We start from the raw sequence: 16,820 nt of genomic DNA, 5'->3' as shown, positions 1-16,820 counted from the left end.
AGGAAATACAGGAAATCGGTACCGAAATGCTTCGATACCGATTTACAGAATAAGAATAGCCATTCACAATATCTTGTGGACAAATTTTGCCCAAAATTCGGGATGACTCATGTTTATGATATAACGAGGACTAACTTAATCTATCTTTAAAGCTTTCGTAACCAAAGGTTTTTACTAAATCAAATGTGTCATTTTCTCTCCAGATACCAATAGAAGGTAAATTAACACCATTGAAAGTAGTTGTTTTTACCATGGTATAATGAATCATATCATCAAAAACGATAGAATCTCCAATTTCCAAAGGTTTGTCAAAAGAATAATCTCCATAAAAGTCACCTGCTAAGCAAGTCATCCCCCCGAAACGATAAGTATGTTTGCCTGCTATAGGCTCTTGGTGTGCTCCCAGAATTTTTGGTTTATAAGGCATCTCTAAAGTATCTGGCATGTGTGCGGCAAAGCTTACATCAAGAATAGCCACATTAATTCCTTGAGAATCGATGATGTCTAATACGGTAGACGTTAAATATCCAGTTCTCCAACCTACAGCCGAACCCGGTTCTAAGATAATTTTTAGGTTTGGGAATCTGCTTTTCAAACCTTTCAATACACTAATTAAATGCTCAGGCTCGTAATCGGCACGCGTTATTAAATGTCCTCCGCCTAAATTCAACCATTTAGCTTGTTTTAATAAATCTCCGAAATGTTCTTCAATAGCCTTTAAAGTACGCTCAAGCGTATAAGAATCATTCTCGCACAAAGTATGCGAGTGTAAGCCTTCAATGCCTTCAGGCAAAGTATCACCTAATTGATTGCGAGTAATACCCAAGCGCGAACCTGCAATACATGGATTATACATATCTGTTTCAACTTCAGAATATTGCGGATTAATACGTAGCCCACAACTAATGCCATGCTGGATAGTTCTTTCTTTGAATTTATCAAACTGAGCCAATGAATTAAAAGAAATATGTGAAGAATAAGACATCAGTTCGTCAAATTCTTTATCTAAGTAAGCAGGAGAATAAACGTGTGCTTTTGAGCCCATTTCTTCAAAAGCTAAGCGTGCTTCATGCAATGAACTTGCCGTCGCTCCAGCCAAATATTGGCGAACCATCGGAAAAGTAGAGAACATCGAAAAGCCCTTTAATGCACAAATGATTTCGATGCCAGCTTGTTGTTGAACGTATTGAAGGAGTTCTAAATTTTTACGTAATAACCTATCTTCCAATACATAACATGGAGAAGGTATTTGAGAAAAATCAATCATTTTTTGTTGTATGAATGGTTTATTTATTCACAAAATTGCCCGTACTTTTCAATACGGGCAAAAATAATTTTATTGTTTTTGATGTAATGCTTATAACTTTTTTTTAAGCTTTTCCACTCTTTTCAAAGGCACATTTAAGGTTTCAGCAATTTGTTGGGCTGTCAACAAATTTGATTGAAGTAATAAAACGATATTATTATCAAGAGTTTTTTCTTTCCCTTTTTCTTCACCCATTGTCATACCTTGTACGTAACGGATGTCTGTTTCTAAGTCATATACAATGGGCATAATGGCAGTCTGTTTTACGGTTTCATCTTGTAAATTACGAAGTTTAGCTAACACTTCCAATTGCTTTAGATACTTACCAAAACGGTGTTCACCTTTTAATAGTTCCTGCAATTTATCCAAAATACTATGGATAACTTTATGAGGAGGTGTCTGATTGAAATTTGATAAAATAGCGAGTAATACTTCTTCAGGAATCGATGAATTAATAAATAATTCATAGTCAAAAGAACGAATATCTATTAGCTCATAAGCAAAAGACAAATTGTTCATTGACAAACTTTTCGTCATTTTACGCAAAGGAGCTTGTCCGATATAAAGTACTACTTGTCTTATTTCAGTATGATATTTTCGTAGAAGAATAGCCCTGTATTCTAACATGCGATAAATCATCTCTGAATCATCAACCGACTGAAATTCTATTTGTAAAATGTAACTATTAGAATCATTGTCTTCTTTTACTCTTTTCAGAAAATCAGGCTTTCTTTCAATCGTAACATGTATGTCATCTTTAATAGCTGTGAACTTTGCTCGTTCTAAACCCAAAAGTTTCTGAGCAAATGGAAGGAGAACAGGTTCAATGTTCTCCTTTAAAATTCTATCGTATTCGTTAATACTCATGCGGAAGTGCTCCGTTTACTTCTTCGTTCCAAGGTAAACCATGAATATTCAACATTGCCATGAATGGATCTGGATTCATTTCTTCACAGTTCCAAACGCCTGGTTTCATCCATTCACCAGTAATCATCATCATCGCACCAATCATCGCTGGTACACCTGTGGTATAACTTACACCTTGCGCTTGTACTTCTCTCCAGCAATCTTGGTGTTTACAGTTGTTCCAAACATAATATGTTTTTTCTACACCGTCTTTAATCCCTTTGATCTGACAACCAATTGAAGTTTCGCCAGTATAATTTTCGCCTAATGAACCTGGCTCAGGAAGTACAGCTTTCAAAAATTCTAATGGCACAATATCAATTCCTTGGAATTTGATAGGAGCGATAGATGTCATTCCTACGTTTTCCAACACTTGTAAGTGTGTAATATATTGTTGCCCGAAAGTCATCCAGAATCTTGCACGTTTCAACGTTGGAAAGTTTTTAACCAACGATTCCAATTCTTCGTGATACAATACATAAGATTCTTTCGGTCCGATTCCCGGATATTCGATAGGTTTATGAATTGACATTGCATCAATTTCTACCCATTCTCCATTTTCCCAATAACGTCCCTTTTGAGTAATCTCGCGGATATTAATTTCAGGGTTGAAGTTGGTAGCAAAAGCCTTTCCATGGTCGCCCGCATTACAGTCGATGATGTCTAAATAGTGCATTTCATCGAAGTGGTGTTTATTCGCATAAGCAGTATAAACTTGAGTAACACCTGGGTCAAAACCACAACCTAAAAGTGCCATCAAACCAGCTTCTTTAAAACGCTCTTGATATGCCCATTGCCAAGAATATTCAAATTTGGCAACATCTTTTGGTTCATAATTCGCAGTATCCATATAATGAACGCCAGTTTCCAAACAAGCATCCATAATTGTTAAGTCTTGATACGGAAGAGCTACATTGATAACCATAAATGGTTTCACCTGATTAATCAAGGCTACTAATTCTGGTACATTATCAGCATCTACTTGCGCAGTTTCTACTTTGGTTGGTAGTCCTATTTTAGCACATTCCTCAGCAATGGCATCACATTTACGCTTTGTACGGCTTGCTAAAACTACTTCAGAAAATACTTCTGGATTCATGGCACATTTCTTTACAACTACGTTTCCTACGCCTCCTGCACCAATAATTAAAACTTTCTTACCCATTATTTTTTGATGTTATCTGTTAGATGCTGCCCACAAATACATTACATATTTACGACATACATGAATATAGTTGCAAAATTAGTTAAAGCTTAGAAATTATAGGAGTTATGAAGATTAAATTTGTTGAGGATTATCATAATACTATTAGAGATATATAAAATTTACTCTTCTGATGGTTTAAAATGGTTCAAAACACCTATTTTTGTTTTTATAGCCTGCTGTTGATTAGTAATTTTTTAAGCGTATGTTTTTCTAATATCAAGATTTTTTACTTAAAAACTCTGCAATATGCTTCCAAACATAAGTCTTCTCTTTACCAATTTCAATACTTTGCTTATCAAATATTGGCAAAATAAATACTGGTGTATTAGTATCAGTATATTCGTTTTTCTGGTTTTTTCTTTGATATATTTCCCAGAAGTAATTAGGAAAAGAGTACATGACGATTGGACGGGAAATGATATGTTGGTTCAACAATTTGTCAACAATAAGATTGCCAATCCCTTTAAACCAACTGAAAATCTTTTACCCCACGACCATTTTAGTAAAAGAGACCTAAGGATTACGCCTTATATCCTCGCAAATGCCTTTGGATTAAACTCTCTTCGTTTATTCTATCTACAGATTTTATTACTTCCTCTTTTTATATGGCTATCCGTCAAGGTGATCTATAAAGCCACCAACAATTATGTAATGGGTTTTTGGGGAACTATCGCTCTGCTATTTTCGTATGTGGGCAATTCCTTTAATTTTGACACCCTTTTTTACGATTCTTACGCTTATTTTGGGTTGCTACTTTCCTTATATTTTTATAAAAATCCGCTGTGTATTTTGTTTTTAGTAGCTAGCTATTTTGTAGATGAAAGGAGCGTGGTACCATCCTTAATTATTCCATTGTTTGCAGGGCTAACGCTGTATCCTTTACAAGACACAAATAAAGATTTTATCACTACTTTCCAGAAAATCATTGTTCAGAACAAATCATTCTGGCTTGTTTTTATTAGTTTAGCCATTTATGCCTCCATCAGAATCATTTTTTACTTCCTTTATCATCTGCAAACACCAGTAGGCGCACATAGTGGTGTTACCTTGGGTTTGGGTTTTATTCATGGAGCAAAGATTCCCTATGCTATTTTTTCATCTTTGAAACTAAACTTGCTTTTAATCATCTTTGCTTGCTTTTACCTCTTTAAAAAGAATTATTATATAGTTGCCTTATGGTTTACGGGCGTTTTCATTCTTTCTTTTCTGGTAGGTACTGCCGTTGAAGACGTCACCAGAAGCTTGGCTTATTCCTTCTTGCTAGTGTATGTAGTGTATTTATTGGTGGCACAAATCGGGGAAAAAGCAAGTAAGTTTATATACCTGATAGCTTTTGTCAATATTCTGACGCCAACTTATTCTTTGCTTTTAAACTTATACAAAGTAGAGGCTTTTAGCTGGCTCATTCATTTTTCCCAACATTTCTAAAGTTTAGAAAACGCTTTGTTTTTCTTTAAGTATTTTCATGAATCAAACCAATACCGTTTTTATCACTGCTTTGAGTATTATTTTAGTAGGGTATTTTTTAAAACGCCAAAACGTTGTATCTGAAACAGAAGGCAAAGTTGTTTCTAAGTTATTGATGCACACTACTTTCCCTGCTTTAATGTTCTTGACAATGAGGCGTGTGCATTTTGAGTTCAATCTACTATTACTTCCTGTTATTTCTTTTTGTTTTTCATTACTGACGATGTTTACGGCGGCTTGGTTATTCAAAAACCAAACCCAGAAAATGAGGGCAATTTTGATTATGGGGAGTGGAGGATTTAACCTCGGGCTTTTTGCTTACCCTTTGATTGAAGGTATTTGGGGACAGGCGGGTATGGTGTATGCCGCAATGTTTGACTTTGGTAATTCCTTTGCCATTTTTGGGTTAGTTTATGGAACGGGGGTATTTTTATCGGATAAAAATGAAGGCGCAACAATCAGTCAAAATGCGAAAAAAGCCATTTTGAAAATCTTTACTTTAGTGCCTTTTCAGGCTATTCTGTTGGGTGTTTTTGTTAATTTGGCTAAGATAGAACTCCCTACGATTGTCATAGATGTACTAGACGTAATGGCAAGGGGAAACAAAGTGATTGTATTATTAATCATGGGAATTTACTTGAATCTTTCCATTTCTGGCGAAATATTCAAGAAAGTTTCAAAGGTGCTGATGATTCGTTATTTCTGGGGATTTTTATTGGGTTTTGCTTTCTTTTATTTCCTACCTGTAGAGCAACTGTACAGAAATGTATTGTTGATTGTGCTGATAATTCCTGTTGGAATGACACTTTTACCTTTCTCTGACGAACTCAATTATGATACTAAAATTGCAGGAATGTTAGTCAATGTTTCGATGCTGATTAGCTTTGCGATGATGTGGGCTTTGGTAATAGGGCTACATCTAGCTTAAAATGGCCTACTAGCCTTAGCAAAACAACTCATCCAGAAATTGGTGAAAAGATTATCTTCTCTGATACCTTTTGAGGAAGAGGCATGGATAAACATTACTTCTTTATTACTTCTCCGCTCCGTAATCATGCCAGCGTGATTGATATTGCTTACGTTGCCTTTGTTGGTTACAAAAAATACCCAGTCGCCAGGGCGGAGGTCGTCAAGGGAAATTTCTTTTCCAAAGTCTGATTGCTGGTACGAGATTCTTGGAATTTTATAGCCCAACTGCGAATAAACACAAAATAATAAACCAGAACAATCCATACCATTTTTATCGGCTCCACCTGCTCGATAAGGCACACCCGTATAGCTTCTTGCTGTTGAAACAATGTTATTGATGGTTTTATTATTATAAACCTTATTGTTATTTGCTGGTCTGGTGACAGGCTTAGGACGAGCAACGACAACATTATTATCCTCCTCTTTTCTACGGAATAATTTACATGAATCTAAAAAGACAGCTAAGCTTATCAGTAAAAAAAAACGATAAAAAATATTCAAGTGGTTTTGTCTCATAAAAATCAATAAAATATGTTTATAGCTAAATAAGATTGTTTTTGGCACTCTTCAATACTTTCACGGTGACATAAAGCTGTCCCGTATGGCGTTGCGTATGTTCGGCCGAATGAAACAACAATCCAAGTACATTGCTAGGGATTTTCTTCCTGCCAATGCCCCGTGGTTCCAGCAACGTTTTTTCACTCGTATTTTTTAATTGTGTAAGTACTTTGTTTACTTGATTGTTAAAACGTGTAAGTAGTGTCTTTACGTTTATATTGGGTTGATTTTTTACAGATTCTAGTTGTAAAAGCTCTAATTGGTCTTCATTTAGGGCTTGGTCGTTGGCATAAGTAAACAGTCTATCTAATACGCCCGATAGATGTTGCAAATGAAAAGCTACTGATGCACAGCCTGCAGGAGACTCCCAAAGTAATTCTTCGGGGAAGTCAATCATCATGAGATTTACTTCTTCACGAGCCTGTAAGATTGCATGAGCCACTGGTTGTAATAATGGAGCCAACCCCGCAATGGGCCCACGCATCCATACTTCTAGGTTGTTAGTTTGTTGATTCATTTTTTTTGTGGATTTTGTAGACTTTAAGAACTATGGACTTAGGATTGGAAGACTTTATGACTTTAGGATTGAAGTAGCACTTTTAAGTTCTAATTCTTTTCTATTAGCGGGTGACTTAAGTCACCCGCTAATAGAAATTTTGAGGATTATCTTATTAGAATAGTCATCCCAAAAGCTACTTATGTAATTCACTTATGACTTTTATCCTAAACCTAAAGTCCTCCAATCCAAAAGTTCCCAAAATCCTAAAGTCATAAAGTCCAAACGTCCTTTAGTCCCCAAATCTAAACCGCCTTCATACTCAACGCAATTCTTTTACGAGCGATATCTACTTCCATTACCCTTACCTGTACTTGCTGTTGTAGTTTCACCACTTGGTTAGGGTCAGAAACGTATTGGTTAGCTAGCTGAGAAATATGTACTAAGCCATCCTGTTTTACGCCCACATCCACAAAACAGCCAAAAGCTGTAATATTCGTGACGATACCCGGAAGCACCATGCCCTCATATAAATCCTCCATCTTCTTCACATTCGCATCAAATTCAAAAGCTGTCAGTTGTTCGCGTGGGTCACGCGAAGGCTTTTCTAGTTCTTTCAGAATATCTTGAAGCGTTAGCAACCCGATTTTATCGTTGGCATAAGCATTCAAATTTAATTGCTTTCTTAATTCCGCCGAACTCATCAAGTCTTTTACAGAGCATTTTAAATCCTTTGCCATTTTTTCGACAATAGGGTAGGTTTCTGGGTGAACCGCAGAATTATCCAACGGATTTTCAGCATTCTGAATCCTTAAGAATCCTGCACATTGTTCAAAAGCCTTGTCGCCTAAGCGAGCAACCTTTTTAATTTGTTGACGAGATTTAAAATCGCCATTTTCCTGACGATACTTCACAATATTGGCAGCCAAAGATGGCCCCAATCCCGCTACGTAGCTCAATAAATGTTTTGAAGCCGTATTCAAATTTACGCCTACCGCATTTACACAACTCTCGACAACAGTATCAAGCGTGCCTTTTAACATCGACTGGTCAACATCGTGCTGATATTGCCCCACACCAATAGATTTCGGGTCGATTTTTACCAACTCTGCCAGAGGGTCCATCAATCTTCGACCGATAGAAACGGCTCCACGCACAGTAACATCTTTATCTGGAAATTCTTCGCGGGCAATAGGAGAGGCCGAATAAATGGAAGCACCTTGTTCAGATACTACAAAAATTTGTGGTGCTTTCTTAAAAGGCAATTTCTTGACAAAATCTTCTGTTTCTCTGCCAGCAGTCCCGTTTCCGATAGCCACAGCCTCTATTTGGTATTTTTCCGAAAGTGTTAATACAACGTTTTTCGCTTCCTGTACTTTATCGAATGGATAAATAACGGTATCGTGCAGTAAATTTCCTTGACCATCTAACACCACTGTCTTACATCCAGTACGATAACCTGGGTCGATGGCCAATACTTTTTTCTGACCAAGCGGCGATGCCAATAATAATTGACGAAGGTTCTGTGCAAAAATTTTGATGGCGTCAGTGTCAGCTTTTTCTTTTGAAAACCCTGCAAACTCATTTTCAATCGAAGGCTTCATCAACCTTTTATAACAGTCGGTGATGGAATCTTCCACAATCTTTTTCGCATCAGGCAAACCCTTCAAGAAAATTCTATCCAATGCCCCCAACGCATTATCCTCATCTGGCGAAATACTTACACTCAGGAATCCTTCTTCTTCGCCACGACGCAAGGCTAACAACCTATGCGAAGGCACTTTTTTCAAAGGTTCATAGAAATCAAAATAGTCTTTATATTTGATTCCATCTTCTTCTTTCCCTTTTTTTACTTTGGCATATACCATCGCTTCACGCTCAAATACCTTTCTTACGGCATTTCGGGCATCTACGCTCTCGTTAATCCATTCAGCAATAATGTCCCTCGACCCTTGCAGGGCTTCTTCTACATTACTTACTTTATCATTCAAATATGATTCGGCTTTTTTAAGGATGTTGGCTTCCTTTTGCTCAAAAATAAGTTTTGCTAAAGGCTCTAACCCCTTTTCAATCGCAATGCTTGCTCTTGTCTTACGCTTTTGTTTATAAGGCAGATAAAGGTCTTCTAATTCTTGTAAGTAATAGGCATTGTTGAGCTTCTCTAACAACTCGGGCGTCATTTTCCCTTGCTCTTCAATAGATTTAATAATGCCTTCACGACGTTTATCGGCTTCTTTTAGTTTCCCCAAAAGCTCTTTAATATCCAGAATCTGTACTTCATCCAAGCTCCCCGTGGCTTCCTTCCTATACCTCGCTATGAACGGAACTGTTCCTCCTTCTTCTAATAAATTGATTGTATTCTGTACTTGGGTAATGTTTACGCCAACGGTTTTGGCAATAATTGAAAGCTGTGTTTTATTCATGAATTTATATAAAAAATAATCTTGGTGATAGTAGCACGAGTCGCTAAACCTACCATGTTTAATGCTTGTTTTTTGTCAATTGATGTTGAGTAATAAATGATGATTTGGCGTTTTTTGTTCGCTAAAATACGGATTTGTTTTATTCAATCCTTAACATTTCTATGTGTTCGATGTCGTCTTCTAAATATATTTCACTAACTTGTTGAAAGCCAAAAGATTCATAAAATTGCTTGAGATATAATTGTGCTCCGATTCTGATGGGGCTTCCTGCAAAGATTTTTTCCATCATTTCAATAGATTTTATCATCAAGGATTTGCCGAAGCCTCCACCACGTGCCAGTGGTGAGGTAACTACTCTGCCGATAGACGCTTCTTCATAAGAAATGCCCGGGGCTATTAGGCGAGTATAAGCAACAATCTTTTGGGTCTCGGTATCAAAACCCATAAAATGAAATGAGACAAGGTCTTTATTATCCAAATCTTGAAAAGGACAATGCTGCTCAACAATAAAAACTTCATTACGGAGTTGTAGAATTTGGTATAATTCGATTGTAGTTAAGTCTCTAAAATGCTTGAGGTACCAGTGAATGTTCATTATGAAATTAGTTTTGATGAGTAATTGATACAATCGTGAATATACAAAGTTTATTATCTTTGTAAAACTCAAATTTTCAAATATGCTAAATAGATTCATCTGGATTTTAATCATACTGTTTACTTTTCAAGTAGGGAAGGCTCAGAATACGGTTTCTGAATATGAGCAAGCTTATAAAAAAGCATTAGAATTATACAAAAATCATGAGTATGAAAAAGCTAAAACAGCCTTCACTCATCTTGCTAATAATCGTGTAGCAACGGCCCTCGTACCCAACACTTTTTACTTTGCTGCCTTGAGTGCCATCCAATTAAAAGAATTTACTGGAGCAAAAGCTACCCTGAAAAATTTGATGATAGCATTCCCAAGCTGGGCTAGTAAAGCTGAAATTAACTTTTTGTTAAGTGTCTTGGCTTTTGAAGAAAAAAAATATACGGAGGGTTTTACAATTGCTCAAAAAATTCCTTCTGATTCTCTTCAAAATGAATTAACGGAGATGAAAATATTTTACACCCGTAGGATAGATTCACCAAAAGTAATTCAAGAGCTATCAAAGAAATTTCCGAATGAAACGGTTTTGTCTGATAAAGTGGAACAAAATTTAACCATTAGTGCTACTTCCGCGGGCGTTACAAAGTCGAGAACCTCTAAAGGATATTTTAATTTTGCTTTATTAGTGCCAGTTGAAATTAGGAATATGGGTATCGACAGGGCCAGAAAAAATCAATATGCATTGGATTTGTATCAGGGTATGAAATTGGCGAAAGCACAACTCCTGAAAGAAGGAGTGACGGTAAATTGCTTTGTGTATGACATGGCAAACGAACCCGACGAAATGCTTGAGCTAGTCAATAATCGTTCGTTTCAAATGATGGATTTACTCGTTGGTCCACTTTATACAGAGACTAACAAAATAGCTTCTATTTATAGCGAAACCAATCAGATTCCCATCGTGAACCCGATGTCGAATAATCAAAAAATTCTGGAAGATTATAACTTATCGTTCTTGGCTCAGCCTTCGGCAGCCATGCAGGCGATGAAGGCCGTTGAGTTTGTTAGTCGACAAGCTTTTATGGGTAGAGATGTAGCTATCTATTATTCTGATGCTACGAATGATTCTGTCACAGCGGAGGTTTATCGCAAGCAAATGGAAAAAATTGGTTATGATATTATTAAGTTTGAAAAGATAAAGACTAGTTCCGAAGACATTATTGCTAAACTTCCAGAGAAAAGGGTAAGCCATATTTTTATGGCTACGTCTGAAAAGAAAGCTGGACTTTCGATGATTACGGCTTTGAACAAAAAGGAAATAATGGCTCCGTTAATTACAACGGCAGAGGCTTTCAATAGCTATAATCTAAGTAACGGAACATTGGCGGGCAGGGAAATCTATTGTATTAATCCAGAGTTCGTTGACAATGATAAACCAGAAGTAGATAGTTTCCGAAAAGAATACTTAGCTAAGTATGGCATCATTCCTTCTTATTATGCTTTTCATGGCTATGACCTAACCCTTTTCTGGGGGCGACTCTTTGGAAAAAATGGCTATAACATTCGTAAAGGATTAGATACTCCTGCTACTTACAATAATTCATATACTTTATTAGGCTTTAATTATTTCAGATCACAAGACAACCAAATTTGCCCCATTACGACTTTGCAAAATTATAAGTTTGTATTGGCGAAGTAGGGTTTTGGAGACTTTAGGATTAGAGGACTAGAGGAGTTTAGGATTTTATGACTTTAGGAATTATGACTTTAGGATTTATGACTTTAAGATTTTTGGACTAGAAGACTTTAGGGCTAGGAGATTCTAAAATTGATGTCTTTAAGATTATGATTTTGAAGAACGAAGTATTTTAAGTTTCACTTAACTTAAAGTCTTTCAGTCTCAAAATCATAAAGTCTTCAATCCCAAAGTCTAAAACTCCTAAAGTCTTCTAGTCCAAAAATCTTAAAGTCCTAATTCCTAAAGTCCTCTAGTCTCAAAATCCTAAAGTCCTTTTAAAAAAAACAACAATGACACAATCAGAACAACTTTTTCAGAAAGCTAAAAATTTTATTCCTGGAGGCGTGAATTCGCCAGTGAGAGCATTTCGTGCAGTAGGGGGAAATCCGATATTTATAAAATCAGCAAAAGGAGCCTATTTATATGATGAAGACGGTAATGCTTATATTGAACTAATCAATTCATGGGGTCCAATGATATTAGGTCATGCCAATGAATTAGTAGAAAAAGCCGTTTCAGATGCCATTCAAAGTGGTTTTTCGTTTGGAGCGCCCACACGCCGAGAAGTAGAAATGGCAGAATTGATTTGCTCAATGATTCCATCGGTTGAAAAAGTGCGCATGGTAAACTCAGGTACAGAAGCCACGATGTCAGCAGTAAGAGTTGCCAGAGGATATACAGGCAGAGATAAAATGATTAAGTTTGAAGGCAACTATCACGGCCATGGCGACTCGTTTCTTATCGCAGCAGGTTCTGGCGTGATGACATTCGGAAGCCCAGATTCACCAGGCGTAACCAAAGGCGTAGCCAACGATACCCTGACCGCACCCTATAATAATTTAGAAGCAGTACAGACCCTAGTAGATGCCAACAAAGGCAATATCGCCTGTATCATCCTTGAGCCAGTAGTCGGGAATATGGGTTTGGTAAAACCAGCCGAAGGTTTCTTAGAAGGGTTAAGAGCCATTTGTGACAAAGAAGGTATCGTCTTAATTTTTGATGAGGTAATGACAGGCTTCCGTTTAGCCAAAGGAGGCTTCCAAGAGCGTTGTGGTGTAGTACCAGATATGACGACGATGGGGAAAATCATCGGAGGGGGAATGCCCGTAGGTGCTTATGGAGGTAAGAAAGAAATCATGGATATTGTTTCACCCGCAGGCCCAGTCTATCAAGCAGGAACATTGTCAGGAAATCCAATAGCAATGGCCGCAGGGTTAGCGATGTTGAATTATCTAAATGAAACGCCATCGGTTTATACCCGTTTGGAAGAAGTAGGGACAAGATTAACCGACGGTATGAAAGCCAACATGGACAAATTAGGGTTAAATTATACCTTAAATCATGTAGGTTCTATGTTCACGCTTTTCTTTACCGATAAGGCAGTAAACAATTTTGAAGATGCCAAAACATCTGATACAGAAGCTTTTGGTAAATACTTCCAAGCGATGTTAAAAAGAGGCATATATTTGGCACCATCACAATATGAAGCCATGTTCCTTTCAACAGCCTTGACAGACGAACACATAGCAACTATTTTACAAGCTAATTACGAAAGCTTACAAGAAATTCAGTAGGTCGAGTTTTCAACTCGACTTATAAGAATATGAGTCGAGTTGAAAACTCGACCTACAAATGATAGATTCAAATTGGAAACTCGACCTACAGATTTTATGGAAAACAGAAAAAAAATATTACTCATAGAAGACGATAAGAGGGTTTCGGATAGTGTAAGAAATGGGCTAGAAAAGAAAGACTTTATCGTTGAACCTGCCTATGATGGTTTTATGGGAGCTAGTTTGGCTACAAATAATACCTACGATTTGATTTTGTTGGATGTGAACTTACCGCTAATGAATGGTTTTGAAGTTTGTAAAATTATCCGACAAAATAATATTCTAACGCCCATCCTGATGCTGACGGCGATGGGAGAGGTGGATGATAAAGTAAAGGGCTTAGAACAAGGTGCGGATGATTATTTGGTAAAACCTTTTGAATTCAGGGAGCTGATGGCTAGGATTCAGGCATTAATTAGGCGAGCTAATCAACAACAGGATGTCAGTACAGAAATATTGCGAGAAGCCAATCTGTCCTTGAATCTGAGGAGTAAGACCGTCACTCGTGATGAACAAAGCATTGAGCTAACAGCCAGAGAGTTTGAACTACTGGAATATATGCTTAGAAATAAAGGACGAGTTTTATCAAAAATGGACATCGTAGAAAACGTGTGGGACTTAAATTTTGATACCAGTACCAATATCGTAGAAGTATACATTAATTACCTCCGCAAAAAAATTGATAGGGAGTTTGAACCCAAACTTATTCATACCAAAACGGGCTTAGGATATGTATTAAAAACCTTGTAATACATGCAAATCAGGTATAAAATAGCCATTCAGTTTACCATCATCGTAGCGATTATCTTGCTAATTTTTTCTGCTATTGTCTATCTAAGGGCTGAAAATCAACAACAAAAAAATTTCTATGACCGCCTACAGGCTCGTTCAAATACTACGGCTCGTTTGCTAGTAGATGTACAGGAATTTACCCCAAGATTATTGAAATTGATTGATAGAAATTCTTCATTGCGACTAGCAGATGAAGAGGTGTTTGTCTTTAATTTTAAAAATGAATTGCTGTATTCAAACGTAGAACATCGGGCTAACTATATCTCCAATAGTTTATTAGAAAAGATAAGACAGGAAGGCAAGGTGACTTTTAAAAGTGAAGAGCGACAAGTAGTAGGGGTGTTGTTTGCGGGCAAATTTGATAGATTTGTAGTAGTAGCTTCGGCTACGGATAAAATTGGTATTTCGCAGAAGGAAAATCTGATTAAAACCTTGGCGATTGGTTTATTATCGGGTATTTTGATTACGATAGTGTTAGGGATATTTTTTGCCAGTCAGGCACTAAAGCCTATTCAATCGATTAATGAAGAGATTTCAAGAATTACAGCACATAACCTAAAAAAACGATTGGACGAAGGGAATGGAAAGGATGAAATCGCCGAGCTTTCTGTCAATTTTAACGATATGCTTCAAAGACTTGAAATGGCTTTTATCCAACAAAAACAGTTTGTTTCACAGGCTTCGCACGAACTCAGAACGCCATTGGCCGCCTTGAAAACGGAAGTACAAGTTGGTCTGGAAGAGGAACATTCTATGGAAGAATACCAGCAGATGCTAAGGAATATTTTGAATGATACCGAAAGGTTGATTCAATTATCCAACGGACTTTTGCAGTTAGCCAAAACCATTGATGAAGGCGAAAAGTTTGTATTTGAAGTGTTGAGAACAGAGGAAATATTATTAAATGCCCAAAAGGCTGTGCAAAACAGTCATCATAATTATAAAATTATTTTCGGCTTTGAGATGATTCCCGAGGAAGATAACCTTACTTTAATCAATGGAAATGAAGTATTGTTAGAAAACCTCTTTGTGAATCTACTAGAAAATGCCTGTAAATATTCTTCCAATCAGCAAGCTAATATTTTGTTGAGTTTTGATAAAAAGTATTGCATCATCAAAATAAAAGACAAAGGTATTGGCATTTCAACAAGCGATTTACCCTACATTTTTAATCCTTTTTACAGAGCTAGAAACACTAGCAATATTAAGGGCTTTGGCATTGGTTTGTCGGTAGCCAAACACATCATTGAACTTCACAAGGGCATCATTCAAGTAAAAAGTAAACTAAACTTAGGCACAGAGTTTATTGTGAAGATTCCGCACTGTTAAATTTTACCTTTCTAAGGGAATTCTAATATTAGATTAAGCTATTCTTAAGGTTAAAACAAGACCTTTGTCATGTAAGAGCAGCATACTAGACCATTGATACATTAATGAAATGATAGCTCAGGAGAAATTAAAGTGTCGATGAAAGGATTACTGTTATAACGTAGTAGAATAATTTGATCTGTTAGCGAATCACCGTTAGTCATGCTGGCGGTGATTTTTGTTTGTTTATCATGGGGGAATAGGATTCTTTAAACTCATACCATGCCTTCTGTTTTCTTGGCAACTATGATAAAATTACTTCTCTGAAGCTAATTTTTGTTTTAATGCTGCAAAATTTCCACCCACTGCTACTGCTTCCACTTTAATCATAATTTTAGCGATGACCGCATCATTTTCTTCTGTCAATGTAAAAGATGCCTTGTCTTGGAAATTTAAAAAAAGCCTTTTTTGCAGATTCTTCATTCCCACGCCTTCGTCACTGGTTTTGTTAATGAGTTTCCCTGTATTAATCACTTTTAGCGTGAAAATATTTTGTTTGTAATCAGATACAATCATCAGTTTACCCCCCAACTTATTTTTACCAATGCCATGCTTAATGGCGTTTTCTACCAATAACTGCACCGACATAGGAGGAACACTTAGGCTAAGTGTTTCGGGTTTAATATCGAAAGAATATTCTAGTCTTTTTTCGTACCTTATTTTTTCCAGAAAGAGATAATCTCTGACCAACATCAATTCCATCTCAAGCGATACCAATTGCTGATTGCCCATCGTCAGGGATGTTCTGAGCAATTGTGATAATTCAGTCAAGGCTTGTCGGGCAAGTTCTGGGTCAAAAATAGTGAGGGCCTTAATGCTATTGATGGCATTAAAAAGAAAATGAGGATTGAGTTGATTTTTAAGGTTTTCAAGTTCAGCAGTTTTCAACGACATTTCAGCATTCGCCAACTGCAATTCTTTTCTTTGCGCATTCCGATTGCTTAAGAAAAGATGAAAAAATAAAAACCAGATAATTACATAACGGATAGATTCTAGGTAAAACTGATAATAATCATAAGCTTCAAGGTCGATGCCCAAACTCGGTTTCCGATACCGTTGAAAACCAAAAAAATAATCAATCAAAAAAAAGCATAGGCCTAATAGCAAAGTGGCTACCAACGGAAAAACAATCATTTGTCCGTTTTCTCTTTCTCTTTTTAAATAAATTTTTGAATAAAAGTGCGTAAAAAGAATTCCTACGATGAAATTAACGCTCAAGTAGGAACCCAGGTGCATGGGTTGTTCAAAGTATTTAGTTAAAGGTTGTCTGAGAACAAGTGTTGTAAAAAGCCACCAAGAAATTTGCATTACCCAGTAGACTCTATAAGAGAAAAAACTCATGTTAAGATGTACATCGTTGAACAAACTGATAATCAATCAAACATAAAGAG

At 36.7% G+C, this 16,820-nt stretch carries 14 protein-coding genes; 6 read left to right on the top strand and 8 right to left on the bottom strand.

What is annotated here, in order from left to right:
- Positions 1-130: 130 nt before the first annotated feature.
- The 3 genes from nspC to AC07N0_RS22610 all read right to left on the bottom strand — a co-directional run bounded on the left by nspC (position 131) and on the right by AC07N0_RS22610 (position 3,377).
- The gene (nspC, locus tag AC07N0_RS22620) at positions 131-1,267 is read right to left on the bottom strand and encodes a carboxynorspermidine decarboxylase (protein WP_494591111.1); all 1,137 of its coding nucleotides are present in this window, start codon (positions 1,265-1,267) and stop codon (positions 131-133) included.
- Between the two features lie 90 nt (positions 1,268-1,357).
- The gene (locus AC07N0_RS22615; RefSeq protein WP_494591110.1) at positions 1,358-2,173 is read right to left on the bottom strand and encodes an RpnC/YadD family protein; all 816 of its coding nucleotides are present in this window, start codon (positions 2,171-2,173) and stop codon (positions 1,358-1,360) included.
- Positions 2,163-3,377, bottom strand: coding sequence for a saccharopine dehydrogenase family protein (locus AC07N0_RS22610; RefSeq protein ID WP_492799571.1), 1,215 nt, complete (start codon positions 3,375-3,377; stop codon positions 2,163-2,165). Before AC07N0_RS22610 ends, AC07N0_RS22615 begins: the two co-directional genes overlap by 11 nt.
- Positions 3,378-3,665: 288 nt before the next feature.
- Here AC07N0_RS22610 and AC07N0_RS22605 point away from each other — a divergent pair, with 288 nt between their 5' ends.
- A complete protein-coding gene (locus tag AC07N0_RS22605) occupies positions 3,666-4,847 on the top strand; it encodes a hypothetical protein (protein ID WP_494591109.1) in 1,182 nt (393 codons plus the stop codon).
- A 37-nt stretch (positions 4,848-4,884) separates the two neighbouring features.
- A complete protein-coding gene (locus tag AC07N0_RS22600; RefSeq protein ID WP_494591108.1) occupies positions 4,885-5,814 on the top strand; it encodes an AEC family transporter in 930 nt (309 codons plus the stop codon).
- Here AC07N0_RS22600 and AC07N0_RS22595 read toward each other — a convergent pair.
- The 4 genes from AC07N0_RS22595 to AC07N0_RS22580 all read right to left on the bottom strand — a co-directional run bounded on the left by AC07N0_RS22595 (position 5,811) and on the right by AC07N0_RS22580 (position 9,927).
- Entirely contained in the window at positions 5,811-6,371 is a 561-nt protein-coding gene (locus AC07N0_RS22595) for a C40 family peptidase (protein ID WP_492799568.1), read from the bottom strand. The two genes, AC07N0_RS22600 and AC07N0_RS22595, sit on opposite strands and share 4 nt — an antisense overlap.
- Positions 6,372-6,396: 25 nt before the next feature.
- Positions 6,397-6,930 (bottom strand): DinB family protein, encoded by a 534-nt coding sequence (locus AC07N0_RS22590; protein ID WP_494591107.1) that lies wholly within the window; start codon positions 6,928-6,930, stop codon positions 6,397-6,399.
- 284 nt (positions 6,931-7,214) lie between these two features.
- Positions 7,215-9,332: a Tex family protein gene (locus AC07N0_RS22585; protein WP_494591106.1), complete on the bottom strand. Its 2,118-nt coding sequence runs from the start codon at positions 9,330-9,332 to the stop codon at positions 7,215-7,217.
- Between the two features lie 139 nt (positions 9,333-9,471).
- Entirely contained in the window at positions 9,472-9,927 is a 456-nt protein-coding gene (locus AC07N0_RS22580; protein ID WP_309922758.1) for a GNAT family N-acetyltransferase, read from the bottom strand.
- Between the two features lie 82 nt (positions 9,928-10,009).
- On the opposite strand from AC07N0_RS22580, the gene AC07N0_RS22575 reads away from it, so the two are divergent.
- The 4 genes from AC07N0_RS22575 to AC07N0_RS22560 all read left to right on the top strand — a co-directional run bounded on the left by AC07N0_RS22575 (position 10,010) and on the right by AC07N0_RS22560 (position 15,390).
- On the top strand, positions 10,010-11,617 hold the full coding sequence (locus tag AC07N0_RS22575) for an ABC transporter substrate-binding protein (RefSeq protein WP_494591105.1): 1,608 nt from the start codon (positions 10,010-10,012) through the stop codon (positions 11,615-11,617).
- A 329-nt stretch (positions 11,618-11,946) separates the two neighbouring features.
- Complete coding sequence (gene hemL, locus AC07N0_RS22570; RefSeq protein ID WP_494591104.1) at positions 11,947-13,230, top strand: glutamate-1-semialdehyde 2,1-aminomutase; 1,284 nt, start codon at positions 11,947-11,949, stop codon at positions 13,228-13,230.
- Positions 13,231-13,326: 96 nt separating this feature from the next.
- Positions 13,327-14,019 (top strand): response regulator transcription factor, encoded by a 693-nt coding sequence (locus AC07N0_RS22565; RefSeq protein ID WP_494591102.1) that lies wholly within the window; start codon positions 13,327-13,329, stop codon positions 14,017-14,019.
- A gap of 3 nt (positions 14,020-14,022) precedes the next feature.
- Positions 14,023-15,390 carry a HAMP domain-containing sensor histidine kinase gene (locus AC07N0_RS22560; RefSeq protein WP_492799562.1) on the top strand — a complete coding sequence of 456 codons (1,368 nt, stop codon included), beginning with the start codon at positions 14,023-14,025 and terminating at the stop codon, positions 15,388-15,390.
- Between the two features lie 294 nt (positions 15,391-15,684).
- On the opposite strand, the gene AC07N0_RS22555 is transcribed toward AC07N0_RS22560, so the two are convergent.
- Positions 15,685-16,770 (bottom strand): sensor histidine kinase, encoded by a 1,086-nt coding sequence (locus AC07N0_RS22555; RefSeq protein WP_492799561.1) that lies wholly within the window; start codon positions 16,768-16,770, stop codon positions 15,685-15,687.
- Positions 16,771-16,820 lie beyond the last annotated feature (50 nt).

It is taken from the genome of Arcicella sp. GW821-FHT09D11 (genome assembly GCF_059416265.1).
Note: the sequence above shows the minus strand (reverse complement) of the source record. Positions and strands in the feature narration are given on the sequence as shown.

Bases quoted from the DNA above. Each gene is read 5' to 3' on its own strand.
- nspC (WP_494591111.1), bottom strand. From the start codon at position 1,267: ATGATTGATTTTTCTCAAATACCTTCTCCATGTTATGTATTGGAAGAT.
- AC07N0_RS22615 (WP_494591110.1), bottom strand. From the start codon at position 2,173: ATGAGTATTAACGAATACGATAGAATTTTAAAGGAGAACATTGAACCT.
- AC07N0_RS22610 (WP_492799571.1), bottom strand. From the start codon at position 3,377: ATGGGTAAGAAAGTTTTAATTATTGGTGCAGGAGGCGTAGGAAACGTA.
- AC07N0_RS22605 (WP_494591109.1), top strand. From the start codon at position 3,666: ATGCTTCCAAACATAAGTCTTCTCTTTACCAATTTCAATACTTTGCTT.
- AC07N0_RS22600 (WP_494591108.1), top strand. From the start codon at position 4,885: ATGAATCAAACCAATACCGTTTTTATCACTGCTTTGAGTATTATTTTA.
- AC07N0_RS22595 (WP_492799568.1), bottom strand. From the start codon at position 6,371: ATGAGACAAAACCACTTGAATATTTTTTATCGTTTTTTTTTACTGATA.
- AC07N0_RS22590 (WP_494591107.1), bottom strand. From the start codon at position 6,930: ATGAATCAACAAACTAACAACCTAGAAGTATGGATGCGTGGGCCCATT.
- AC07N0_RS22585 (WP_494591106.1), bottom strand. From the start codon at position 9,332: ATGAATAAAACACAGCTTTCAATTATTGCCAAAACCGTTGGCGTAAAC.
- AC07N0_RS22580 (WP_309922758.1), bottom strand. From the start codon at position 9,927: ATGAACATTCACTGGTACCTCAAGCATTTTAGAGACTTAACTACAATC.
- AC07N0_RS22575 (WP_494591105.1), top strand. From the start codon at position 10,010: ATGCTAAATAGATTCATCTGGATTTTAATCATACTGTTTACTTTTCAA.
- hemL (WP_494591104.1), top strand. From the start codon at position 11,947: ATGACACAATCAGAACAACTTTTTCAGAAAGCTAAAAATTTTATTCCT.
- AC07N0_RS22565 (WP_494591102.1), top strand. From the start codon at position 13,327: ATGGAAAACAGAAAAAAAATATTACTCATAGAAGACGATAAGAGGGTT.
- AC07N0_RS22560 (WP_492799562.1), top strand. From the start codon at position 14,023: ATGCAAATCAGGTATAAAATAGCCATTCAGTTTACCATCATCGTAGCG.
- AC07N0_RS22555 (WP_492799561.1), bottom strand. From the start codon at position 16,770: ATGAGTTTTTTCTCTTATAGAGTCTACTGGGTAATGCAAATTTCTTGG.